This window comes from Stenotrophomonas sp. GQ19 (genome assembly GCF_059758695.1).
Genome location: NZ_JCAXES010000002.1, coordinates 178,016 through 201,722, shown reverse-complemented (window position 1 = coordinate 201,722; position 23,707 = coordinate 178,016). Strand labels below are relative to the sequence as shown.

Annotated in this window: 21 protein-coding genes and 1 riboswitch; of the genes, 9 read left to right on the top strand and 12 right to left on the bottom strand. The window is 67.0% G+C overall.

What is annotated here, in order from left to right; translation table 11 throughout:
* Positions 1 to 55: 55 nt before the first annotated feature.
* Complete coding sequence (locus tag AC6CHL_RS04990) at positions 56 to 658, top strand: TetR/AcrR family transcriptional regulator (RefSeq protein WP_038686830.1); 603 nt, start codon at positions 56 to 58, stop codon at positions 656 to 658.
* 146 nt (positions 659 to 804) lie between these two features.
* Here the strand turns inward: AC6CHL_RS04990 and AC6CHL_RS04985 are convergent, their stop codons facing one another.
* From AC6CHL_RS04985 to hslO, 3 genes are all read right to left on the bottom strand, one after another.
* The gene (locus tag AC6CHL_RS04985) at positions 805 to 3,705 is read right to left on the bottom strand and encodes a TonB-dependent receptor domain-containing protein (protein ID WP_038686832.1); all 2,901 of its coding nucleotides are present in this window, start codon (positions 3,703 to 3,705) and stop codon (positions 805 to 807) included.
* 445 nt (positions 3,706 to 4,150) lie between these two features.
* The gene (locus AC6CHL_RS04980) at positions 4,151 to 5,011 is read right to left on the bottom strand and encodes an XOO1806 family protein (RefSeq protein ID WP_038686834.1); all 861 of its coding nucleotides are present in this window, start codon (positions 5,009 to 5,011) and stop codon (positions 4,151 to 4,153) included.
* A gap of 119 nt (positions 5,012 to 5,130) precedes the next feature.
* Positions 5,131 to 6,024: an Hsp33 family molecular chaperone HslO gene (hslO, locus tag AC6CHL_RS04975; protein WP_038686836.1), complete on the bottom strand. Its 894-nt coding sequence runs from the start codon at positions 6,022 to 6,024 to the stop codon at positions 5,131 to 5,133.
* 79 nt (positions 6,025 to 6,103) lie between these two features.
* Between hslO and mtgA the strand changes: the two genes are divergently transcribed.
* From mtgA to AC6CHL_RS04960, 3 genes are read left to right on the top strand one after another with little or no spacing between them, the layout of a single operon-like run.
* The gene (gene mtgA / locus AC6CHL_RS04970; RefSeq protein ID WP_498293620.1) at positions 6,104 to 6,853 is read left to right on the top strand and encodes a monofunctional biosynthetic peptidoglycan transglycosylase; all 750 of its coding nucleotides are present in this window, start codon (positions 6,104 to 6,106) and stop codon (positions 6,851 to 6,853) included.
* A 39-nt stretch (positions 6,854 to 6,892) separates the two neighbouring features.
* Positions 6,893 to 7,912 carry a glycosyltransferase family 2 protein gene (locus AC6CHL_RS04965; RefSeq protein ID WP_447595186.1) on the top strand — a complete coding sequence of 340 codons (1,020 nt, stop codon included), beginning with the start codon at positions 6,893 to 6,895 and terminating at the stop codon, positions 7,910 to 7,912.
* Entirely contained in the window at positions 7,872 to 8,303 is a 432-nt protein-coding gene (locus AC6CHL_RS04960) for a CBS domain-containing protein (RefSeq protein ID WP_038686840.1), read from the top strand. Before AC6CHL_RS04965 ends, AC6CHL_RS04960 begins: the two co-directional genes overlap by 41 nt.
* 289 nt (positions 8,304 to 8,592) lie before the next feature.
* Here the strand turns inward: AC6CHL_RS04960 and AC6CHL_RS04955 are convergent, their stop codons facing one another.
* On the bottom strand, positions 8,593 to 10,578 hold the full coding sequence (locus AC6CHL_RS04955) for an AsmA family protein (RefSeq protein ID WP_498293618.1): 1,986 nt from the start codon (positions 10,576 to 10,578) through the stop codon (positions 8,593 to 8,595).
* 750 nt (positions 10,579 to 11,328) lie between these two features.
* On the opposite strand from AC6CHL_RS04955, the gene AC6CHL_RS04950 reads away from it, so the two are divergent.
* Positions 11,329 to 11,463, top strand: a complete 135-nt coding sequence (locus AC6CHL_RS04950; protein WP_280512938.1) for a hypothetical protein — start codon at positions 11,329 to 11,331, stop codon at positions 11,461 to 11,463.
* Here the strand turns inward: AC6CHL_RS04950 and trhA are convergent.
* From trhA to AC6CHL_RS04935, 3 genes are all read right to left on the bottom strand, one after another.
* Positions 11,444 to 12,085 (bottom strand): PAQR family membrane homeostasis protein TrhA, encoded by a 642-nt coding sequence (trhA, locus tag AC6CHL_RS04945; protein WP_038686842.1) that lies wholly within the window; start codon positions 12,083 to 12,085, stop codon positions 11,444 to 11,446. The two genes, AC6CHL_RS04950 and trhA, sit on opposite strands and share 20 nt — an antisense overlap.
* Before the next feature lie 84 nt (positions 12,086 to 12,169).
* A complete protein-coding gene (locus AC6CHL_RS04940; protein WP_038686843.1) occupies positions 12,170 to 13,774 on the bottom strand; it encodes a peptide chain release factor 3 in 1,605 nt (534 codons plus the stop codon).
* A 76-nt stretch (positions 13,775 to 13,850) separates the two neighbouring features.
* Positions 13,851 to 14,744 carry a M23 family metallopeptidase gene (locus AC6CHL_RS04935; protein WP_498293616.1) on the bottom strand — a complete coding sequence of 298 codons (894 nt, stop codon included), beginning with the start codon at positions 14,742 to 14,744 and terminating at the stop codon, positions 13,851 to 13,853.
* 157 nt (positions 14,745 to 14,901) lie between these two features.
* Positions 14,902 to 15,022: riboswitch (SAM riboswitch) on the top strand.
* A gap of 78 nt (positions 15,023 to 15,100) precedes the next feature.
* Between AC6CHL_RS04935 and metX the strand changes: the two genes are divergently transcribed.
* Genes metX through AC6CHL_RS04920 form a run of 3 tightly spaced genes read left to right on the top strand, consistent with a single transcriptional unit; the run spans position 15,101 to position 18,437 of the window.
* Positions 15,101 to 16,132 carry a homoserine O-succinyltransferase MetX gene (gene metX / locus AC6CHL_RS04930; protein ID WP_448134205.1) on the top strand — a complete coding sequence of 344 codons (1,032 nt, stop codon included), beginning with the start codon at positions 15,101 to 15,103 and terminating at the stop codon, positions 16,130 to 16,132.
* Complete coding sequence (locus AC6CHL_RS04925) at positions 16,129 to 17,373, top strand: O-succinylhomoserine (thiol)-lyase (protein WP_137191632.1); 1,245 nt, start codon at positions 16,129 to 16,131, stop codon at positions 17,371 to 17,373. Before metX ends, AC6CHL_RS04925 begins: the two co-directional genes overlap by 4 nt.
* Complete coding sequence (locus tag AC6CHL_RS04920) at positions 17,370 to 18,437, top strand: homoserine dehydrogenase family protein (protein WP_498293615.1); 1,068 nt, start codon at positions 17,370 to 17,372, stop codon at positions 18,435 to 18,437. Before AC6CHL_RS04925 ends, AC6CHL_RS04920 begins: the two co-directional genes overlap by 4 nt.
* A 261-nt stretch (positions 18,438 to 18,698) precedes the next feature.
* Here the strand turns inward: AC6CHL_RS04920 and AC6CHL_RS04915 are convergent, their stop codons facing one another.
* Positions 18,699 to 19,700, bottom strand: coding sequence for an alpha/beta fold hydrolase (locus AC6CHL_RS04915; protein ID WP_498293614.1), 1,002 nt, complete (start codon positions 19,698 to 19,700; stop codon positions 18,699 to 18,701).
* A 221-nt stretch (positions 19,701 to 19,921) separates the two neighbouring features.
* Entirely contained in the window at positions 19,922 to 21,304 is a 1,383-nt protein-coding gene (locus AC6CHL_RS04910; protein ID WP_038686874.1) for an L-serine ammonia-lyase, read from the bottom strand.
* A 97-nt stretch (positions 21,305 to 21,401) separates the two neighbouring features.
* On the opposite strand from AC6CHL_RS04910, the gene AC6CHL_RS04905 reads away from it, so the two are divergent.
* The gene (locus AC6CHL_RS04905; RefSeq protein WP_498293612.1) at positions 21,402 to 21,635 is read left to right on the top strand and encodes a glutaredoxin family protein; all 234 of its coding nucleotides are present in this window, start codon (positions 21,402 to 21,404) and stop codon (positions 21,633 to 21,635) included.
* A 137-nt stretch (positions 21,636 to 21,772) separates the two neighbouring features.
* Here the strand turns inward: AC6CHL_RS04905 and AC6CHL_RS04900 are convergent, their stop codons facing one another.
* Genes AC6CHL_RS04900 through AC6CHL_RS04890 form a run of 3 tightly spaced genes read right to left on the bottom strand, consistent with a single transcriptional unit; the run spans position 21,773 to position 23,597 of the window.
* Complete coding sequence (locus tag AC6CHL_RS04900; RefSeq protein ID WP_447595171.1) at positions 21,773 to 22,339, bottom strand: YceI family protein; 567 nt, start codon at positions 22,337 to 22,339, stop codon at positions 21,773 to 21,775.
* A 2-nt stretch (positions 22,340 to 22,341) separates the two neighbouring features.
* Positions 22,342 to 22,914, bottom strand: coding sequence for a cytochrome b (locus AC6CHL_RS04895; RefSeq protein WP_354286505.1), 573 nt, complete (start codon positions 22,912 to 22,914; stop codon positions 22,342 to 22,344).
* Positions 22,911 to 23,597: a YceI family protein gene (locus AC6CHL_RS04890; protein WP_498293610.1), complete on the bottom strand. Its 687-nt coding sequence runs from the start codon at positions 23,595 to 23,597 to the stop codon at positions 22,911 to 22,913. The genes AC6CHL_RS04895 and AC6CHL_RS04890 overlap by 4 nt, the downstream gene beginning before the upstream one ends.
* Between the last annotated feature and the right edge of the window lie 110 nt (positions 23,598 to 23,707).

The window sequence follows — 23,707 nt, the reverse complement described above, 5'->3', positions numbered from 1 at the left end:
TCACGGCGTGCCATTTTGGCGGACACGGACCCCGGCGTATGGTTAAATCAACGCCATGAATGAACCTGAAGCTTCCGCCGGCGAGCCACGTGCCGGCCGCAACAGCCGCCTGAGCGCGGAAGACTGGGCCCAGGCTGCCCTGGACCTGATTGCAGAACAAGGTGTCGGTGCCGTGGCGGTGGAGCCGCTGGCGCGTCGCCTGGGGGTCACCAAGGGCAGTTTCTACTGGCACTTCCCGTCCCGTGATGCGCTGCTGCAAGCCGCGCTGGAACGTTGGGAACTGTTCGAGCAGGAGCAGGTGTTCGGCAGCCTGGAAGACGTGCCGGACCCGCGTGCGCGCCTGCGCCAGCTGTTCCAGGTGGTGGCCCATGAAGTGCAGCCGCACATCATCTACAGCGAGCTGCTCAAGGCGTTGGATCACCCGATGGTGCGCCCGGTCATCGACCGCGTCTCGCACCGCCGGCTGGAGTACCTGGTGGCCTCGTTCCGCCAGGCCGGGCTGAGCCGTACCGATGCGCAGCACCGCGCGCGCCTGGCGTATGCGGCGTATGTGGGCTTCCTGCAGCTGTCGCTGCAGCTGCAGCAGCCCAAGCAGGCTCGCGAGGATTTCGAGGCCTACGTGGAGCATGTGATCGAGACGTTGATCCCGCTCGGCTGACGCAGGTGCCTGCGTTGAGACGAAGAAAAGGCCGCGGAAACGCGGCCTTTTTCGTGGGCGCGCATCAAGAGTGCCGATGCTGCGGAAAAGACAACGGCCCCTTTCGGGGCCGTTGGTTTACACCGTCAGATCGCGGTCAACTGCGATCAGAAGCGCTGACGGTACTCCATGTACATGTAACGCCCGGGGGTGTCGTACTGGTAGTCGAAGGAGTTGGCGAAGGCCTGGGTGGCCACCGGCGGTTCCTTGGCGAATACGTTGTTCAGACCCACCGAGATCGTGCCATTCCACGGCACGGTGTAGCGCAGCTGCAGGTCGTGGTAGGTGGTGGCAGCCAGCTTGTTCTGCGGGTCTGCACGACCTTCCAGGCCGATGTGGTCCGGATCGCTGCACAGCGATGCGGTGCCCGGGAACTTGCAGTTTTCGGTCAGGCCGGAGAAGTAACGCACCGTCCAGCTCGCACCGAAGTCACCGTAGTTCCAGTTGGCGGTCAGGTTCGAGCGGATGCGCCAGACCGGGGTGTCGCGGGTATAGGTGCCCACTTCAGACGGATCCCACTCCGATTCCGGCGTGGCCTTCTGGCGGTAGTTGGCCATGTAGACGCTGTCCCACACGAACGAGAACGAGCCGAAGTTCGTATCCGGGATCGAGTAGCGCAGGGTCAGATCGTAGCCTTCAACTTCCAGCTCACCCAGGTTCTGCAGGTAGCGGGCCATGTAGGTGATCTGGCCCAGCGCGTTGCGGGTCAGGCCGGAGTTGGCCAGCACGTCACACCAGCCAGCGCTGCCTTCCACATAGCACTGGTCCAGCATGTAGTCGGCGGTCGGGCGGCTGATCACGTCCTTGATGTTGATCTTCCACCAGTCCAGCGAGACGTCGAAACCGCTGACGAAGCTCGGGCTGTACACGATGCCCAGGCTCTTGGAGGTCGAGGTTTCCGGGCTCAGCTCCTGGTTGGACTTCCAATCAAACGGCCAGGAAGTCTGGGAGCCATAGCCTTCACGCTGCACGTAGCTGGTCGGAATGCCGGCGGCTGCGCAACGCTGTGCCACGGCTGCACCGCCGATGTACGGGCTGTCGCTCGAGCACGGATCGCCGTAGCTGTCGTAAGACTGGCCCGAACCACCGAACAGGTTGGAGATCGACGGAGCACGGAAGCCTTCGGCCCAGTTACCACGGACCATCAGGTCTTCGATCGGCTTCCACTTGAAGCCGAACTTGCTGTTGAGCGTGTCACCGAAGTTGCTGTAGTCCGAGCGGCGGGTGGCGGCGCTGATTTCCAGCAGCTTGGCACCCGGCAGGTCCTTCAGCAGCGGCACGGCCAGTTCGAGGTAGACATCGGTCAGGTCGTAGCTACCGGAGGTCGGCTGGCGGCCATTGCCCGAGCTCAGGCCGGCCGAGACGAAGGCGTCCGGCATGTCGTAGCCCGATTCCTTGCGCTTTTCCACACCGGCCGCGAAGCCCATCATGCCGCCCGGCAGTTCGACGATGTCGCCGGACAGGTTGGCGGTGAAGGCCTTGGACTTGTTCTGGTACTTGTCCTTGGCGTTGAACAGGATGTAGTCCAGCTGGTCCTGCGGCATGTTGCCCGCGCTGCTGAACGGATTGAAGGGCACGCAGCCGGCAATCACGGCACCCGGCGCACCGCACTTGACCACGCCGTCGGTGTCCAGGAAGGACGCGCCGGTGGCGGTGTACAGGTTGCCCATGTTGACGTCGCCAACCTGGGTGTCGATCTGGTCGGACACGTTGTAGCTCATGCCCGCATCCCAGCTGAAGAACCGGTCTGCGAACTGGAACGAGCCTTCCAGGCCACCGTACCAATGGAACGTCTTGACGTCCTGTTCGTAGAAGCGGTCCTGTTCGACCAGGCGGCGGTTCCAGTTGAGTTCGCGCGGGTTGCCGGTGTTCTTGGTCGGGTTGTAGTAGCTGTCAGCCGACAGGCCCTGGTCACCGCCCAGGTAGCTGCCCGCGCTGAGCGGGAAGCCGGCCAGCTGCTGTGCCGACAGACGCTGGTTGTACAGCGCATCGGTGCGGATGGCGATGGAGTCGGTCAGGTCGTAACGGCCCTGGATGAAGATCGACTTGCGCTCCTGCGGGGTACGCAGGTAGTTGTCGGCCGCGTAGTTGTACGAGTCGGCGCTGCTGAAGGGATGGTAGTTGGCGAGGTTGTTACCTGCCGCATCCGGGTTCACCACGAAGCGCGAGAGGCCCGCGCGGTCGGCGGTGGCTTCGTCGTCGCTGCCAGCCAGATCGGACCATGCGTCGTAGTCATCGGTGCCGACGCCGTCGATGGTCAGGTCCCAGATACCGCCCGAGGAGGTCTGGCTGCTGTACTGCGAGGCACCCAGGCCGTACACCGGATCACGCGAGATCTTGCGTGCGCCGGCCATCACGGCCTTTTCCTTCACGTAGCTGGCACCGAACACCAGGCTGCCGCGCTCGTTGCTGCTGCCCAGGGTCAGGTCGAGCGCCTGGCGCTGGCCGTCGCCCTTGCTGAACTGGCCGTAGTAGACGTGCGCTTCGCCACCATTGAAATTGTCGCGGGTGATGATGTTGACCACACCGGCGATGGCGTCCGAACCGTAGATGGAGGAGGCGCCGTCCTTGAGGACTTCAATGCGCTCCACGATCGCGGTCGGGATGGTGTTCAGATCGACGGTGCCGTCCAGGGCCTGCACCCAGCGACGACCGTTGACCAGCACCAGCGTGCGCGAGGCGCCCAGGTTGCGCAGGTCGACGCCGGCCGAGCCATCACCGCCGTTGTTGAACTGGGTGTTGATCGCCGCGCCGTTGCTGGCGATCTGCTGCAGCACTTCGGCGACGTTGGTGCGACCGGTCTGCTGGATGGCTTCGCGGGTCAGGGTGAGGACGGGCTGCTGGGTTTCCAGATCAACCGAGCGGATGCGCGAGCCGGTGACCTGGATGCGATCCAGGTTGGTCGGGCCGGAGGCCGGAACATCCTGGGCCTGCACGGCGCCCGTGGCACCCGTCGCGACCAACGCGACGATTACCGCGTCACGCAGTTTGTTGGATTTGAAATTCATTGCTCTCTCTCTCCAAGGGAATCTTGGGTATTCACTGGGGTGTTTGCCTGCAGCGGCACCAAATGAGCGCCAATCACCACGAGGCTGACTCGATAGTAACTGCCGACCGGAGAGAATTAAAGCCACGTTAATGGAAGGTGTGAACTAGGTTAAATTCGGCAAAGTCGTTGTGGATCAATGATTTTCCGCAGAAACACGCCTTTTGGGTCTCATTGGTTAAGCATTTGTGATGAAAATAGTTGCGGTTGATTTGTAACGGCATGTATCAGCACGTATCGACACGTCGCAGCGGCACGCCAAATGCGACATCGGCGATACACCGGGCACGCCCTGGCACCGGCTCGCAGGGGCGATGCCGTTTGAGGGTAGGAGTGCAGGCATAAAAAAACGCGCCATGAGGCGCGTGTTTTTGACTACTTCGACGGCGCCGCTCGGCGCCCGCCGATCACAGATCCTGTTCGTAACGGACGTACGGCACGGTGCCTTCGTCGGTGCTCTCGTTACGCGGCGCGAACGGATTCTTGCCGCGGGTGATCACATTCTCGGCACCCACGGTGAGCTGGCCGCTCCAGGGGGTGCGCCAGGTCAAGCCGACCCCGAGGCCTTCCCACTTGCCGGGCTGGCCGGGCACATCGACCACGCGGCCGATGATGTTGCCGCTGAAGTTGCCGTAGCCGGCGCCGATGGTCAGGCTCTTGCTGTCCCAGCGGTCCACGATGGCCGGGGAGGCGTCGGACAGCGGCACCAGGCGCGCCTTGGCATAGGTGCCACCGATCGAGACGAAGCCTTCGCGACCGATGTTCTTCTGGCCGAACACGGTCAGGTCGTTCTGCTCGGCGCGCAACGCCGGGGATTTGTTCGGGCCGGCCAACCACGCCGGCAGGGTGTCACGGCCGGTGCCGGCGGTGATGCCCAGGCGACCGCCGGGGCGGTTGAACGCAGCGGTACCGCTGACCCGGCGACTCAACGCGGTGTTCTCGTCGTCATCGCCCAGGCTGGCCAGCATGCAATGACTGGCCAGGCCGCTGATGCTGGTGCCGCGGCTGCTGTTGCAGAGCAGGCCCAGCGAATCGCCCGAGGACAACCCGAAGGCGGCGTCGAGCGAACTGCGGCCGAAGTGCCAGCGGGCGCCCACGGCCTGTTCGCCGGTGGGTTCCAGGTACAACAGGGCCTCGACCTTGCCGCTGCCCTTGTTCCACACCGGAATCACCGTGCTGTCCTGCCGCGGCTTGTTCTGCGCATGCGCGCCCGTCATCGCGGCGAGGGCGATCACAAGGGCCAGCGGTAGACGCAGAAGGGAGCGCATGGGAACTCTCAGACAGCAGCGGTGAGCACAAGTTCCCGCCGAAGCGGGACACTGATCCTAGGGCGTTTATGAATTCTTAACAAGTCTTGGTTCTCCCCAGAACAAAACTCGTGCGGCAATTACTGAAGCCGTTCAGGTGCCGGTGAGGAAACACCGGTGTCGCTGAACAGTATGGCGAACTCCGTCAACGGAAAGTGATACTCCTGTCCGCAGAATTCGCAACGCACTTCCACCGCACCGGTCGGTTCGGCGGCCGCGCGGGCTTCTTCCTCGCCCAGCGACTGCAGCATGCCTTCCACCCGCTCACGCGAGCACGAGCATGCGAAGCGCAGCCCCCGCTCGCCGAGCAGTTCCGGCCTCTCTTCATGGAACAGGCGGTGCAGCAGGTCATTGCCCGCCACGTCCAGCAGTTCCTGCTTGCCCAGGGTCTCGAACAAGGCGCTGGCGCGTGACCAGCCGTCGTTGTCGCCTTCGTCGCCGGGCAGCTTCTGCAGCAGCAGGCCGGCGGCCCGGGTGCCGTCGGCGGCCAGCAGCAGGCGCGTGGGCAACTGCTCGGACTGCCGGAAGTAGTCTTCGAACGCCTCGTCCAGGCCGGCGGCGGTCAGCCCGACCAGGCTCTGGTAGCGCTGCGGTTCGCGCGGGTCCAGGCCCGGGTTTTCGATGGTGATGGCCAGCAGCGCGTCATCGCCCAGGGTGGTGAGGTCACGCGGGGCGTCGCCGCCGTCGGCCAGCTGCACGATGCCGCGCAGGGTGCCGGCGGCCGTGCATTCGGCGAACAGCGTGCGCATGGCGGTGTTGCTGCGCAGCTGGATCGACAGGCGGCCATCGACCTTGGTGTGGCCGGTGAACAGGGCCGAGGCGACGGCGGCTTCGCCCAGCAGCTCGGCAGCGGCCGGCGGGTAGACCGCGTGCGACAGGATTTCAGCCCAGCTCGCATCGAGGTGGACATGCACGCCGCGGACGCCGGCATCGGGGAGCAGGAAACGGACAAGGGTGTCGGATTGGGCGGTCATCGGTTCTATGGGCGCGCGAAGTGGGATGCAGTTGCCGGATAATGCGCCGACAACCGTGCAAGCAAAGGATGCACCACTAATGGGGGCAGAGCGCAGCAACCTCAAGGCCGAACCGGGCCTGGAACCACCGCGCCCGCGACGCTGGCACTGGAAACGACTGCTGTGGCTGCCGGTGCTGTTTGCCGCGTTCAGCGTGCTGCAGGTACTGGTGCTGCGTTTCATCGACCCGCCGGTGTCCACGGTGATGCTGTGGCGGTACGGCGAGGCACTGGGCCAGGGCGAGTGGGGCTACCGGCTGCACTACCAGTGGCGCGACCTGGACCAGATGGCGCCCAGCCTGCCCATTTCGCTGGTGGCCGCCGAGGACCAGCGCTTCCCCGTGCACAACGGCTTCGACCTGCAGGCCATCGAAAAGGCGCGCGACCACAATGCCAAGGGTGGCCGCCTGCGCGGGGCCAGCACGATCAGCCAGCAGGTGGCCAAGAACCTGTTCCTGTGGCAGGGCCGCAGTTGGGTGCGAAAGGGCCTGGAGGTCTGGTACACCGTGCTGATCGAGGCGCTGTGGCCGAAGTCGCGGATTCTGGAGATGTACGCCAACATCGCCGAGTTCGGCGACGGCATTTACGGCGCCCAGGCGGCCGCACAGCAGTACTGGGGCAAGGACGCGGCGCGGCTGAGTCCGGCCGAAAGCGCCCGCCTGGCGGCCGTGCTGCCGGCGCCACGGCGCTACAACGCGGCCAAGCCGGGGCCGTTCGTGCAGCGCCGCGCGGCCTGGATCCAGCGGCAGGCCCGGCAGCTGGGCGGCACTGCGTACCTGGCCGACGACTGACGATTCATGATCGTGACGCGCCCCGCCTACAATCCCGGCATGACTGCCCAACGCCTGACCGTTGTCATCGCCGCCCACAATGAAGCACTGGCCCTGCCGCTGCTGCATCCGCGCCTGCGCGCGGTGCTGGACGGGCTGGACGATATCGAGGGGCGGGTGCTGTACATCGATGACGGCAGCAGCGATGCCACCTGGTCGGTGATGCAGGCGCTGGCCGCGGCCGATCCCGACGTGGGCGTGCTGCGGCTGTCGCGCAACTTCGGCAAGGAAGCGGCGCTGACGGCGGGGCTGGATTTTGTCGACGACGGCGCGGTGATCATCCTCGACGCCGATGGCCAGGACCCGCCGGAGCTGATTCCCGAGTTCGTCGCGCTGTGGCAGCAGGGCTATGACAACGTGTACGGCACGCGGTTGGCGCGCGACGGTGAAAGCTGGCTCAAGCGCAGCGCGGCCGCCGCTTTCTACCGGGTGATCGGGCGACTGTCCAAGACGCCGATCCCGGCCGACACCGGCGATTTCCGCCTGCTTTCGCCGCGCGCGCTGCAGGCGCTGGGGCAGCTGCGCGAACGCCACCGGTTCATGAAGGGGCTGTTCGGCTGGGTCGGTTTCCGACGCAAGGCGCTGCCCTACCATCGGCACGCGCGGATGGTGGGCGACAGCAAGTTCGGGCTGTGGAAGCTGTGGAATTTCGCGCTGGAGGGCATCACCGGTTTCTCCACGGCGCCGCTGCGGGTGACCACCTACCTGGGGCTGTTCACGGCCAGCGTGGCGTTCGTGTTCGCCGTATGGGTGGTGGCCAAGGCGGCGATGTACGGCGACCGCGTGGCGGGGTGGCCGACCATGATGGCGGCGATCCTGTTCCTGGGCGGGGTGCAGCTGATCGCGCTGGGCCTGATCGGGGAATACCTGGGGCGCCTCTACGAAGAATCCAAGCAGCGGCCGTTGTACCTGGTTGACACCTGGCAGCCCCCGATCGTGGCAGACTCGGCCGTGCATCCCATCGGTGGAGAGCAACGAGATGACCACGGTACGACAGCTGTTGGACGGCAAGTCCCCTGAGGTTTTCGCGGTAGGCCCGGAATCGGCGGTGATCGACGCGATCCGGCTGATGGCCGAAAAAGGCATCGGCGCCGTGCTGGTGATGGAGGGCCGGCAACTGGTTGGCATCCTGTCCGAGCGCGATTACGCGCGCAAGATCGTGCTGCATGAGCGGTCGTCGCGGACCACGCGGGTGAGTGACATCATGACTGCCAAGGTGGTGACGGTGGCGCTGTCCGAGCAGGTGGAGCATTGCCTGCAACTGGTGACCGACTACCGGATCCGGCATCTGCCGGTGGTGGACGGCGGCAGCGTGGTGGGCGTGATCTCGATCGGTGACCTGGTGAAATCGGTGATCGACGAGCAGGCCCAGAAGCTGGACCAGCTGCAGCAGTACATCGTCGCGGGGTAAGTAAGCGCGGTTGGCGCGTTGCTGGCACGTGGCTGAGCCCATGGGCAGGCCGGTGCAGGACACGCCGTGAACCCATCCGTGGGGGCTCGTGGGCGGCATCCATGCCGCCCAACGGTCCTGCACTGGCCTGCCCACGGGCTCTGGACAGTTCTTGAGCGCGCGGTTGGAAGAGGGGCGGAGCGTGTCGACCAACGGTCGACACCTACCTTGTGCTTAGTCCGATCGCGCGATACGCGCACACCTATCCCGGTAGGTACCGACCGTTGGTCGGTACGCTGACGCGGCGCACTCACTTTGCGTAACGACCGCCGCAGTTCGAATCCTTGCCCGGACCGGTTTCAATGGTGGCCAGCAGGGCGGCGGGCGGGGCGATGCTGCCCAGGGTCAGGGCGATCGCGCCGCGGATGCCGAGTGCCTTGAAGTCCGGGCGGAACGACGGGTCCTTGAAGCTGCCGCCGATGCGCAGCGGCGAGCGCAGGGCGAGGATGCTGATGTCCTTCGGGCGCGGTCGCAGCAGCAGGTCCAGCTGCTCCTGCTTGAGGTCCACGGTGCCCTCGCCGACGATCAGCGTGTCGGTGGTATCGAAGGCAAGCGCGCGCGAAGTCATCACCCCGTTGGCCACGCCGAAGTCACCGAAGGCGCAGCGCAGCGGAATCTGTTTGTCGCCGGTGAATAGGAATTTCAGCGACTCGGCCACGTCCAGCCCCGCCAGCTCCATCACCAGGTTACCGACATGGCCGCGGCCGATGCCGAGGGCGACGTTGCCGTCCGAACTGCCCAGCATGGCCGCGACGGAGTTGCCGGTGCCAGCCAGGGTGAGGTCGCCGCTGATGCCGCCGGAGGCCTGCTCGGCCAGCTTGGAATCGGGCATCAGCTTGCCGAGCTGGATCTTGCGCAGGCTGGCCTGCAACTGGGTGGCGATGGTGTCCTTGCGCGCGTCCATGCGGATGGTGCTGCGGATGTCACCGCCGGCCACGCCGAAATTCAGCGGCTCCAGGCGCAGCAGGCCGGCCTCCAGCTTGAGGTGCGCGTCCATGTCGTCCAGCGGCAGCACCGGCGAATTGATCCGCTGCGCCTTCCAGCGCACATCGGCGTCCATGGCGCGCAGCTTGGTGAGGTTGTACGGGGTGTCGGGCAGGACCTTGGCGCGCGCGGCGAGCGCGGCGGCCTTGGCCTTCTGTTCGGCGTTGGCGGTTTCGCCGGCGCCGGTCTTCGGGGGCGCCCCGATGAAGCCGGCCAGATCATCGAAGTCCAGGCGCTTGGAGACCAGGTCGGCCTTCAGGAACGGGCGTTCGCCACCGACGTCGATCTGCGCGGTGCCGCCCAGGTCGCTGTCGCCGGCGGTGCCGGTGAAATTCTCGTAGCGCCAGATATCGTTGTCGCGCTTGAGCCGACCCTTCAGCCGGTACGGCGGCGTGGAGGGCATGGCCACGCCGATCAGCGGGAACAGGTCCTCCATGTCCTGGCCACTGAGCATCAGTTCAAGATCGAAGGTGCGCAGCGCGAAGGGGTTGGTCAGGGTGCCGCTGGCGATGGCATGGGTACCACCGGCGCGCCCGTCCAGGTGGATGCGGAACGGGTGGTCGCTGTTGGTCAGTTCCAGCGGGGATTCGGTGCTGCCGTCCAGGGAGAACGGGTTGCCTTTCCAGCGGCCCTTGCCACTGACCAGCAGGGGCGGGGCGCTGTCTGCGCTGCGCGGTTTGCCGCTGTTGAGGGCCACCAGCACGTCGGTGCGCCCGGCGGCATCGAGGAACTTCAGGCGGCCATCATCGATGAGCAGGCGCTGCAACTGCGGCGGGTTGCCGGTGGAGGGCCCCAGGAAATCCCAGTTGCCGGGCGTGTCCTTGCCGGGCCCGGTTTCGAGCAGCAGGTCCGGGCGGGTGAGGCGGACTTCGGGGATATGAACCTGGCCGCGCAGCAGGGGCCAGACGCGGATGGCGATTTCCGCACGGTCGGCGCTGGCCATCTGCGGGGTCTTGGCCCAGGTGGCGTTGGCGAAGGTGAGGCGGTCGGCGCGGATGGTGGTGGTGCGGCCAAGGTCGACGTCGAGGTCCCCGTTGATATGGAACTCGCGCCCGGTCTTGGCTTGGACGGCGCGTTCGACGGGGCCTTTGAACCAGTTCCAGTCCCACAGCGCGATGAGCAGGAGGATGGCGGCGAAGAGGAAGACGAGGATGGCCAGCCAGCGCTGTCCACGTTTGCCGGGACGACGCCAGCGCCAACGGCGCGACACGGGGGATGGGGCAGGGGAGTCGACAGTGTTCACATGCTCCATCCTTCCCTGTTCATCGTGCAGGGGGTGCGAAGCATTGGTAAGGATGGTGTCAGGGTGCGTTTTTTTGTAGAAGCTTTGGAGCGAGATCAAGATCAAGATCAAGATCAACAGCCACTGCCACTGCCACTGCCACTGCCAGTGCCAATGCAACTGCCTTGGGCTGAGGGTTTTGCTGGTTGGCGCGGCGCGGGTGGGTTTACGGGACACGCTGCAAGTCCCGCTCCGCGGCCCGGCCCAGCCGCTGGCGGCTGTGCGTTCAGTCGCATGCGAGGCCGTGCCTCGCAAGCAATGCGCCTTCACCCATGTAAGCTCGTGAGCGCCATCCATGGCGCCCAACGGTCCCGTAAACCCACCCGCGCCACCCCCCGACAGACCCCGGTGTGCCAGGGGTAGAGCCACCCCATGGGTGGCTGATCTTGATGGACGCCGAGGTGTGTGGGCCGTCGATTCTCGGGCGGGGATTTGGGCGTTTGGGGTATTGGGGAACGTGTGTGGGGGAGGAGGGGGAGGAGGGGGAGGAGAGGCGCTGGCTGTTGCCTTGCCGTCGCTCCTGCACTCGCTCAGTGCCGACCTCCGGTCGGCATGCTCTCAACCCCTCCCACAAAAGCGGCAATAGCTCAGCTCAGCTCCACCGCTCCACCGCTTTCCCCAAGAGGCCCGAAAAACTGTCAGGGGTCGGGGCGGGTGGGTTGGCGGGACCGTTGGGCGCCATGGATGGCGCCCACGAGCCTCCAGGGATGGATTCACGGCGTGTCCCGCCAACCCACCCGCCCCGACCCGACCGACAGCACCGGCCAACCGGCTCCAGCAGTTGAAGTTGAAGTTGACCTTGACGTTAAAAAGTTGCCGAAAAAAATCAACAACCTCAAAGAATCTGCGCAGTAACCGCGACGAAATGGCAGACGCTGCCGCCGATCACGAACAGATGCCAGATCGCGTGCGAATAGCGGATCGACTCGCGGTGGTAGAAGTACGTGCCCAACGTATAGGACAGCCCGCCGGCCAGCAGCCAGCCCAGCGTCCAGCCGTCGATCGACGCCCACATCGGCTTGATCGCCACCATCACCATCCAGCCCATCGCGATGTAGATGATCGTCGACAGCAGCTTGAAGCGGCCCGTAAAGAACAGCTTGAAGATCACCCCGGCCAGCGCCAGCGCCCAGATCGCCGTGAACATTCCCCAGCCCCACGGACCGCCGCGCAGACCGATCAGCGTGAACGGCGTATAGGTACCGGCGATCAACACATAGATCGCACAATGGTCGAAGACCTTCAGCCGCCCCTTCGCCACCGGGTGCTGGATCGCGTGGTACAGCGTCGATGCCGTGTACAGCAGTAACAGTGCCACCCCGAACACGATCGCGCTGGCCAACTGCCAGCCGTCGCCATGGATGGCGGCAAGGGTGATCAGCACCGCACTGGCGGCGAGCGCGGCAACCGCGCCCAGCCCGTGGGTCAAGGCGCTGGCGATTTCTTCACGAACAGAAGCAACTGTAGTCATGGCCATCGACGGTGCGGGGAGGGGGACCCGCTCCCCCCTATCATCGCCGCGTTGGCACGCGCATGCACGCGTGCCTGTTCAGCCGCTGTCTCAGGACACCGAAATGCTGTGTGCCGCCTCGCGCGTGGCCGCGAACCGCACGTCCGGTGCGCGTTCCTGCGCCAACTGCAGGTTGACCCGCGTCGGTGCCAGGTACACCAGCTGGCCGGCGGCATCGATGCTCAGGTTGCCCGCGTTCTTCTCGCGGAACTCCTCCAGCTTCTTTTCATTGCTGCAGGTCACCCAGCGCGCCGTGGTCACGCTGACCGGCTCGAAGGTGGCTTCCACGCCGTACTCGTCCTTCAGGCGGTAGGCCGCCACGTCGAACTGCAGCACACCCACCGCGCCCAGGATCAGGTCGTTGCTCATCAGCGGGCGGAAGAACTGGGTGGCGCCCTCTTCGGACAGCTGCGCAAGACCCTTCTGCAGCTGCTTGAGCTTGAGCGGATCGCGCAGGCGTGCGCGGCGGAACAGTTCCGGGGCGAAGTTCGGGATGCCCGTGAAGCTCACCGCCTCGCCTTCGGTGAAGGTGTCACCGATGGAGATCGTGCCGTGGTTGTGGATGCCGATCACATCGCCCGGCCATGCCTCGGCGGCGATCTCGCGGTCGCTGGCCATGAAGGTCAGCGCGTTGGCCAACTTCATCTCCTTGCCGGTGCGCACGTGGAAGGTCTTCATGCCGGCCACGAAACGCCCCGAACACACCCGCATGAAGGCCACGCGGTCGCGGTGCTGCGGGTCCATGTTGGCCTGGATCTTGAACACGAAACCGGTCAGCTTGTTTTCCTGCGGGGCGATCACCCGGCCGGTGGTGGCGCGCGGCTGCGGCGACGGCGCGTGCTCGACGAAGAAGTCCAGCAGCGGCTGCACGCCGAAGTTGTTCACGCCCGAGCCGAAGAATACCGGCGTCTGCTTGCCGGCCAGGTAGGCCTCCAGGTCGAACGGATGGCTGGCGCCCTGCACCAGTTCCAGTTCGTCGCGCAGGTCGGCCAGCATGCGCTCGCCGATCTTCTCGGCCAGGCCCGGCGAATCGATCGACGGGAAGATGGTCGAATCCTGGCGGGTGAAGTTGCGGCCCTGCTCGTACAGGTGCACTTCGCCGCTGATCAGGTGGACCACGCCCTTCAGGCGCTGGCCCATGCCGATCGGCCAGGTCACCGGCGCGCACTGGATGCCCAGCACGCTCTCCACTTCATCCAGCAGATCGATCGGCTCTTTGCCTTCGCGGTCGAGCTTGTTGATGAAGGTCATGATCGGCGTGTCGCGCAGGCGGCACACTTCCATCAGCTTGATGGTGCGCTCTTCCACGCCCTTGGCCACGTCGATCACCATCAGTGCCGAGTCCACCGCGGTGAGCACGCGGTAGGTGTCCTCGCCGAAGTCGGCGTGGCCGGGGGTGTCGAGCAGGTTGACGATCTTGCCTTCATACGGGAACTGCATCACCGAGGAGGTGACCGAGATCCCGCGCTCCTTTTCCAGCGCCATCCAGTCGGACGTGGCGTGGCGGGCGGCCTTGCGGCCCTTCACCGAGCCGGCCATCTGAATCGCACCGCCGAACAGCAGCAGCTTTTCGGTCAGCGTGGTCTTGCCGGCGTCAGGATGGGAAATGATGGCGAAGGTACGGCGGCGCGCAGCTTCGGTAGCAACTTCGGACATGGCGTGACGCGCCCGCCCGGGGCGCTTTTCATGGAGATAAGCCGCCCAGTATAGCGGGGGTGGGGGGCGGCCGGGGTCAGGGCTGCCCGGCGTCGCCGCCGGCGGCGGCCTCGCGGGCGAAGTGCAGCTCGCCCTGCGGGGTCACGATACGCACCGGCACCGAGCGCAGTTGCATGCCGCTGTTGGCCTGGACCACGAAGTGAAGGTGCGGGGCGGTGCTGTAGCCGGTGTTGCCCGACACCCCGATGCGCTGGCCGGCTTCCACCCGCTGGCCGCTGCGCACCAGCACCCCATTGGCCTGCAGGTGGGCGTAGACCGCCATGCTGCCGTCCTCGTGCAGGATCCGGATGAAGTTGGCCCGGTCGCGATCGCGCTGCGGATCCAGGCCGTGGTCAACGAAGTTGCCCTGCACCTGCATCACCCGGCCGGCCCGCGCGGCCAGCACCGGGGTGCCCTCGGGGAGGGCGAAGTCGATGGCATCGCGGTTCTCGGCATCGGTATGGCTGAATCGGCCCTGCGGGGCCTGGCTGACCTGGAAACGCTTGGCGTCGAAGGGCAGCGCGTACGCCACGTCCTGCGGGCTGGCGGCCGGGTCGCCCGGTACGGCGTCCAGCAGCAGGTCCAGGCGCGGCACGTCGCCGGGCAGCTGCAGCCGGCTGACCACCACGCTGGCCGAACCCGCCAGCACGGTCTGCATCGGCAGCCCCGGCAGGGCGGTGGCCCCGGCCGGCTGGCGCAGTGCCACCTGCACCGGCCCCAGCAGGTGGTTGTCCACCCGGGCCTGCCAGCGGCTGCCGCCGCCCTCCAGCCGGACCGTGGCAATGCCCGCGCTGACCGGCGCCGTGGGGGCGTTGGCCGGCGGCGTCCCGACCAGGCCCCAGCCCGCGCGCCAGCCCGCGCCGCCGGGCACGGTGGCCGCCTGCAGGGCCAAGGGAACAAGCAGCACGGTCAGCAGCAGGGTACGGCGCATGGCAGGCATCCAATGACGATGGGCGCGACTGTACGCAACACGGTTCATTCAGGAAAGGTGCCGCTGCGGGCGGGCCTGGGCGCCTGATGAGAAAAAACTATATCGCTTCATCCCGATGAAAGGATTGACATGTCCGGGAAGGGCTGGCATCGTGGCTCCACCATCGAGACCGGCAGAGGGACAGGCCCTTTGAAGCCGGGGCAGCCCGCAGACGCGAAAGCGATCTGCGTAGGTGCCAAATCCTGCGGAGACCGTTGGCGTCTTCCGAAAGATGGTTCGAACCGTGCACCGTGCGTGCGCTTCGAACGCGAGCTCCGCGAAAGCTCGATGGCCGTTTTCCTACTTTGGATACCGCCATGGGTTTCGCCACTGCCGCCGCTGTTGCCACCGACACTTTCGCCCCCGTCAGCGTCCCGCTCGACGCCGGATTGCACGCCGTGCGCGGCGAATTCGCCGCGGTGCTGTCGATGCGTCACAACGGCCCGCGCCCGGTCCGGCTGCGCTATGAACTGGTCGGGCGTGGCGATGCGCCGGTGGTGGTGCTGGCCGGGGGCATTTCCGCGCACCGCCACGTGGCCGCCAATGCCGAGTTCCCCGAGAAGGGCTGGGCCGAAGGACTGGTCGCGGCCGGCCGCGCGCTGGATCCTGCGGTGCAGCGCATCCTGGCGTTCGATTTCATCGGTGCCGATGGCGCGCTCGACCTGCCGATCGACACCGCCGACCAGGCCGACGCGCTGGCGCTGCTGCTCGATCATCTTGGCATCCCCCAGCTGCAGTGCTTCGTGGGTTACTCCTACGGCGCGCTGGTGGGGCAGCAGTTTGCCATCCGCCACCGCCAGCGCCTGCTCAAGCTGGTGGCGGTCAGCGGCGCGCATCGCCCGCATCCTTACGCCGCCGCGTGGCGCGCACTGCAGCGCCGTGCCGTAGCGCTGGGCCAGCTGCAGTGCGCCGAAAGCCACGGGCTGGCACTGGCCCGCCAGTTCGCGATGCTCAGCTACCGCACGCCTGAAGAATTCGGCGAGCGCTTCGATGCGCCGCCGGAAGTGGTCAATGGTCGCGTGCGCGTCGCCGCCGAAGACTACCTGGATGCCGCCGGCGCGCAGTACGCCGCGCGCACTCCGGTGGATGCCTACCTGCGCTTGTCCGAATCGATCGACCTGCATCGCGTCGACCCGGCCGCCATCCTGGTGCCGACCGTCGTGGTGGCCGTGGAAGGCGACCGCCTGGTGCCGCTGGCCGACTGCGTCGGCCTGGTCGAAGGGCTGGGTCCGCGCGGCAGCCTGCGCGTGCTGCGCTCGCCCTACGGGCACGACGCCTTCCTCAAAGAAACCGATCGCATCGACGCGATCCTCGCCAACGCCATCCGTTCCCTGGGAGAAACCGCATGAGCCTGTCCACCGGTACCGAGCCGTCCTGTAGCCGTGTCACCGCCGCCGTGCGCGCCGGCATCGACCGCGACACCGCCCACGGCGCGGTGACCCCGCCGATCGTGCTGTCCTCCAATTTCAGCTTCGATGGCTTCGGCAACAAGCGCCAGTACGACTACACCCGCAGTGGCAACCCGACCCGCGACCTGCTGGGCGAAGCATTGGCCGAGCTGGAAGGCGGCGCGGGCGGCGTGATCACCTCCACCGGCATGGGCGCGATCAACCTGGTACTCAACGCGCTGCTGCAGCCCGGTGACACGCTGGTGGTGCCGCACGATGCCTACGGCGGCAGCTGGCGCCTGTTCAACGCACTGGCGAAGAAGGGCCACTTCGGCCTGATCACCGCCGACCTCACCGACCCGCGCTCGCTGGCCGATGCGCTGGCACAGTCGCCCACGCTGGTGCTGGTGGAAACCCCGTCCAACCCGCTGCTGCGCATCACCGACCTGCGCTTCGTCATCGATGCCGCGCACAAGGCCGGGGCCAAGGTGGTGGTGGACAACACGTTCCTGTCGCCGGCGCTGCAGCGGCCGATCGCCTTCGGCGCGGATCTGGTGCTGCATTCCACCACCAAGTACATCAACGGCCACAGCGACGTGGTCGGCGGCGCGGTGATCGCGCGCGATCCGGCCGTGCACGAGCAGCTGGTGTGGTGGGCCAACGCGCTGGGCCTGACCGGCTCCCCGTTCGACGCGTTCCTGACCCTGCGCGGCCTGCGCACGCTGGGTGCACGCCTGCGCGCGCACCAGGAAAACACCACCGAGGTGGTCAACCTGCTGGCTGCCAGCGATGCGGTGGCCAAGGTTTACTACCCGGGTCTGGCCGACCACCCCGGCCATGCCATTGCCGCCCGCCAGCAGGACGGCTTCGGCGCGATGCTGTCCTTCGAACTGGCCTCCTGCCCGGGCGATGATCCGCACGCGGCGGTGCGCGCGTTCGTGGATGGCCTGCGCTGTTTCACCCTGGCCGAATCGCTGGGCGGTGTCGAAAGCCTGGTGGCGCACCCGGCCACCATGACCCACGCGGCCATGACGCCCGAAGCGCGCGCGCATGCCGGCATCAGCGAGGGCCTGCTGCGCCTGTCGGTGGGCATCGAGTCGCCGGAAGACCTGGTGGCCGACCTGCAGGCCGGGCTGGAGCGCGCGCAGGCGGTGATCGACCTGCACGCGCAGGCCGTGGTGCGCAAACAGGTGGATGCATGAGCGCGGTTCTGACCCTGGTGGCCGCGCCTGCACGCCGCCTGGCGCTGCTGGGTACAGGCACCGTGGGCACCGCGTTCGTGCAGCGCTACCAGTCGCTGCAGGCGCGCGGCGTGGCCTTGCCGGCGTTCTCGTGGCTGGCCAATTCGCGTACCGCCCGTGCCTGCGCGCAGGCACCCGACCACGAACTGCAGCAGGCCAACCTGGCCGTGCGCGGCGCGCCGGCGCTGCAACCGTGGGCGGAAGCGGAAGGCCTGCAACGTGGCGACGTGGTGGTGGATGCCACGGCCAGCGACGACGTGGCCAACTGGCACGAACAATGGCTGGCGCGTGGCGTGCACGTGGTCACCGCCAACAAGCTGGGCCAGGGCGCGCAGCTGGCGCGGGCGCAGGCGATCACCGAAGGGCGGCTGGGCGGCGGTGCGCAGTACGGCGACAGCGCCACGGTCGGTGCCGGGCTGCCCCTGCTCAGCAGCCTGCGCACGCTGGTGGCCGGCGGCGACCGCATCCACCGCGTGGAAGGCGTGCTGTCCGGTTCGTTGGCCTGGTTGTTCCATCACTACGACGGCCAGCGCGCATTTTCAGAATGGGTGCGCGAGGCGGCCAGCGCCGGGTATACCGAGCCGGATCCACGCGTGGACCTGTCCGGTGAGGACGTGCGCCGGAAGCTGCTGATCCTGGCACGGGCCAGTGGCATCGCACTGCGCGGTGAGCAGGTGGCGGTGACCTCGCTGGTCCCGGCCGCGCTCGCCGCGCTGCCGACTGACGCCGCGTTGGCACAGTTGTCGTTGCTGGATGCACCGCTGCAGGCGTTCTGGCAGCAGGCGCAGGAGCAGGGCGGCTGCCTGCGGTTCGTGGGCGGCTTCGACCATGACGGTGCAACGGTGGGCCTGCGCATCCTGCCGCTGGGCCACCCGCTGGCCGGTGGCGGCCAGACCGACAACCGCGTGGCCATCCACAGCGATCGCTATCCCACCCAGCCGCTGCTGATCCAGGGGCCGGGTGCAGGCGCGGACGTCACTGCGGCGGCGTTGCTGGATGACGTACTGGCGATCGTGCGGCGGTAACGCCTACCGTTGGTGGGTTGCTCTTGATCTGATGCCTCGCGCGAACGGCAGCCGACCAACGGTCGGCTCTACCGGTGCGGGCGCATCGGTGACACGGGATATTGCAACGCTGGCGCACTCCGCTCGTAGAGCCGACCGTTGGTCGGCTGCTCTTGACGTCATGCATCGCGCGAGCGGCAGCCGACCAACGGTCGGCTCTACCGGTGCGGGTGCAGCGGTGAAGCGGGGCGTGCTATTGCTGGCGCATCTCTACGCCGGTGGTCAGGGGGCGGTGGACAGCGCCTTCAGCAACGCGGTGTTGAACCGTGCAGGCGCCTGCACCTGTGGCGAATGGCCCAGGTCGTCGAAGGTGACCAAGGTGGCACCGGGGATGGCGGCTGCTGCGGCTTTGCCCAATGCGGGATAGTCGCCGAGGGTGGCCTTGAGGGCGGGCGGCGCCAGGTCGCGGCCGATCGCGGTGCGGTCTTTCTGCCCGATGAAAAGCGTGGTGGGGACGCGGATGTCCGGCAGCTCGTAGACCACCGGCTGGTTGAACACCATGTCCGAGGTCAGTGACTGGCTCCAGGCAACCGCCTGTTTTCCGGGGCCGTCGTACATGCCCGACTGCATGCGCGCCCACTGCGCGTACGCCGGCGTCCAGTCGCCGTTGTAGTACACGTCCAGCTGGTACTTTTTGATGCTCTCGAAGCTGGTCTTCAGTTCGCCCGCATACCATGCATCCACGCTGCGCCAGGGCACGCCCTTGGCTTTCCAGTCTTCCAGGCCGATCGGGTTGACCAGCGCCAGCCGGCGCAGCTGCTGCGGGTACATCAGCGCATAGCGCGCGGCCAGCATGCCGCCCATCGAATGGCCGACCAGGTCGACCTGGGCCGCATCCAGGCCGAGGTGGGCGAGCAGCGCATGCGTGTTGGCAGCCAGTTGGCCGAACGAGTACTGGTAGCGCTCGGGCTTGCTGGATTTGCAGAACCCGATCTGGTCCGGCGCGATCACCCGGTAGCCGGCCGCGCTGAGCGCGGTGATGGTGTCTTTCCAGGTGGCCGCGCAGAAGTTCTTGCCGTGCAGCAGCACCACCGTGCCCGCCACACCCGTGCCGGCCGGGGGGACATCCAGGTAGGCCATCTGCAGCGGCTGCCGCTGCGATTCCAGGTCGAAGGTCTTGACCGGCCACGGGTAGTCGAAGCCCTCCAGGCGGGGGCCGTAGGTGTCGGCGGCAAGCGTGGTCAGCGGCAGGCAGGCAAGCAGGGCGGCAGCCAGGATGCGCATGGCGGTCTCCGGAACAGGGGAGTGCCGACTGTACCGGAGCGGCCGTGCAGGCGGGCCGATCATGCGCATGCGAGCAGCCGACCAACGGTCGGCTCTACCTCGGAGCAAATGTGCAGCGGCAGCGATGGCATGCCCGCGTAGAGCCGACCGGTGGTCGGCTGCCTTGGGCGGAATCAGGGAGCAGCCGACCAACGGTCGGCTCTACCGCCGGGGGCGGTCGATCAGCACTCGATGACGTTGACCGCCAGCCCGCCGCGGCTGGTTTCCTTGTACTTGTCCTGCATGTCGCGGCCGGTATCGCGCATGGTCTTGATCACCTTGTCCAGCGAGACCTTGTGCTTGCCGTCGCCGCGCATGGCCATGCGGCTGGCGTTGATCGCCTTCACCGCGCCCATCGCGTTGCGCTCGATGCAGGGAATCTGCACCAGCCCGCCGATGGGGTCGCAGGTCAGGCCGAGGTTGTGCTCCATGCCGATTTCGGCGGCGTTCTCGATCTGGCTGGGGTTGCCGCCGAGCGCGGCGACCAGGCCGCCGGCCGCCATTGAGCAGGCCACGCCCACCTCGCCCTGGCAGCCCACTTCGGCGCCGGAGATCGAGGCGTTTTCCTTGTACAGGATGCCGATGGCCGCCGAGGTCAGCAGGAAGTCGAAGATGCGTTGTTCGTTGGCGCCGGGGCAGAAACGGTCGAAGTAATGCAGCACCGCCGGCAGCACGCCGGCCGCACCGTTGGTCGGCGCGGTGACCACGCGGCCACCGGCGGCGTTTTCTTCATTGACCGCCAGCGCGTACAGATTCACCCAGTCCAGGGTGGTCAGCGGGTCGCGCATGCCCGCTTCGGGCTTGGACGACAGCTCGCGGTACAGCGCCGGGGCGCGACGGGACACGTGCAGGCCGCCGGGCAGGGTGCCTTCCTGGCGGATGCCACGGGCCACGCAGGCCTGCATCGCGCCCCAGATCTCGCGCAGCTGCTCGCGGATCTCGTCTTCGCTGCGCCAGCACTTCTCGTTCTCGAACATCATCTGGGCAATGCTCAGCCCGCTGCGCGCGGTCTGCGCCAACAGTTCGTCGCCGCTCTTGAACGGGTAGGGCAGCGGGGTTTCATCGGGCACGATGCGGTCGTCGGCGGCATCGTCCTGGTTGACCACGAAGCCGCCCCCGACCGAGTAGTAATCGCGCGTGGCGATGACCTGTTCGTCGGCGTCATAGGCGGTAAAGCGCATGCCGTTGGTGTGGTACGGCAGCTTCTGGCGCTTGTTCAGGCCCAGGTCGCGCTTCTCGTCGAAGGCGATCTCGTGGGTGCCCATCAGCTGGATCCGCTTGCTGCTGCGGATGCGTTCGAGGGTCTCGGGGATGATGTCCGGGTCGATCAGGTTCGGGCGCTGGCCTTCCAGCCCGAGCAGGACCGCCTTGTCGGTGCCGTGCCCGCGCCCGGTCAGGGCCAGCGAGCCGTACACGTCGGCGCGGATGCGCACCACGTCCTGCAGGCGGCCCGGGTCCAGCAACCAGCGGTGCACGAAGCGTTCGGCGGCCTTCATCGGTCCCACGGTGTGCGAGGAGCTCGGGCCAATGCCGATCTTGAAAACGTCGAACGTGCTGACAGCCATGATTGCCAAACTGCGGGTATCGGATGGAGCACTATTCTATGCTGTCGCAGGCGCCAGCCTTGAGTGCGGCGCAACATTTCCGAAGGCGGGTGGGCCGGTGTTTACCTTGTTCCAGCGTGATGACTGCCATCTGTGCGACCAGGCCCTGGCGGTCCTGGCCCAGGCCCGGGTGCCCGGGCTGGACAGTGTGTTCGTTGACGACGATGCGGCCCTGGAGGCCCGTTACGGCCTGCGCGTGCCGGTGCTGCGCGATGCGCAGGGGCGGGAACTGGACTGGCCGTTCGATGTGGCGGTGGTAGACGCCTGGATCGAAAACGCACGATCCGGGTAGAGCCGACCGTTGGTCGGCTGCGCGGACTACGGCAGCCGACCAACGGTCGGCTCTACCTCGGGTGTCATGGTTGCTGCGGCAGCCGACCAACGGTCGGCTCTACCCGGTTTGGGCGAGCCGGCCGGCACCCGGGCGGGTTACTTTGCTTTCAGTACGACCTTGGTGCTGATCGCGGTTTCGTTCGGGATGGTCTTGGTGTCGGCCCAGTCGCCGCCGCCCACGCCGAAGTCCAGGCGCTTGACCGTGGCCTTGCCGCTCAGCACCGGCTGCGCGCCCGGGGTCCAGGTGAAGGTGAGGGTGACCGGCTTGCTGACGCCGCGCAGTTCCAGGGTGCCGTCGGCGGCGTACTGGTTGTTGCCCAGGGCGCGGAACTTGCTGGCGCTGTACTTGGCCTGGGCGAACTTGCCGACGTTGAAGAAGTCCGCGCCCTGCAGGGTGGAATCGCGGTCGCTGTTGCCGCTCTTGGCGCCGGCCAGCGGAATGGTCACTTCCAGCTTGGCGCCGTCCAGCTTGGCCGGGTCGAAGCTGAGCTTGGTGTCGAAACCGGGGAAGCTGCCGGTGAACACTTCACCGTCGTACTTGGTGGCAAACACCAGCACCGAACCCGGCGCCTGCACGTAATCGGCGGCCAGCACCGGCGCGGTGGCCATCAGCCCGGCCAGGGCAGCGGCCACGGCCGCGGGAGTGGAGAGCTTGATGTTCATGGTCAGTCCTTCTGGGGGGAGGCAAGCCAGCGCTGCGGCAGCATGCGCGCAAGGGTGGCATCGCGTTGGTAAAAATGGTGGTAAAGCGCGGCGCCGGCGTGGGCCAGCACCACCGCGATAAGCAGCCAGAAGCCCCATTCGTGGATGGCATGGGACAGCTGCGTGGTGCGTTCATCCGGACCGCTGAGCTTGGGCACGTTGACCAGCCCGAACCAGCGGAACGGGCGCAGCCCGCTGGCCGAGTCGTACAGCCAACCCGACAGCGGAAGGGCGAACATCAGCACGTACAGCAGCCAATGCGTGGCCGAGGCGATGCGTTCCTGCCAGGTCGGCGTGCCGGGCACCGGGGCCGGGGCGCCGGCGTACAGGCGCCAGCCCAGCCGGGCCACCACCAGCGCCAGCACGGTGATGCCCACCGACTTGTGCAGCGTGTAGATCCAGAAGTACTTGGGCGTCTTGGGGAACTCGCCCATGGTCAGGCCCAGGATGCCCATGGCCAGGATCAGCAGGGCGATCACCCAGTGCAGGGTCTGGCTGACGCCGCCCCAGCGGGTCGCGGTGTTCTTGGCAGTCATGGCGTGGTCTCCTCGACCGGCGGTGGGGATGGAACCTGGGAGTCGTCGCGCGGCACGGGAGTTCCCGTGGCATCGACCGGCGGCGTATCTGCCGGATCGGCGGCGTTTCTGTCGCGAACGGCTTCCGCTTCGATCCGCAGGTCCACCGCGTCGCCGATCATCGACGGCCAGCCAGATACGCCGAACGCGCTGCGGCTGAGCGTGGCGGTGGCGGAGAAACCGGCGGTGCGGCGGAACGGGGGCAGCGGGTGACGCTTGAGGGCGTTGAGGGTGACCGCCAGGGTGACCTCGGCGGTGACGCCGTGCAGGGTCAGCTGGCCGGTCACGTTGGCGTGGGTATCGTCGATGGGCTCGACCCGGGTGGAGACGAACCGGGCCTGCGGGAAGCGCTCGGCATCCAGCAGGTTGCGCGCCAGGGTAGCCGTGTTCCATTTTTCATCGCCCAGGTCCAGCCGCTGGATCGGAACGTTCACGCTGAGAGTGGCGGTCCGCCAGTCCTGCGGATCGAACACCAGCACGCCTTCGCTGCCGGACACCGTGCCCAGCGCGTGGGAGAAGCCGGCGTGTTCCACCGCGAACAGCACGCGGGTGTGGACCGGATCCAGGCGGTAGGTATCGGGCGCGGCATGCGCTGCCCAGGGGGCAGTGCACAGCAGCAGGGCAAGGGTCAGGCGCTGGATCATGGCCGGGCTCCGGGAAGGTCAGGGCCGATCATACGCACTGCACCGTTATCGGCAGCAGTGTCATGGCTGCAACAGATCGTGGTGCAACTTTCCGGTTCGGGCGGCCCGGC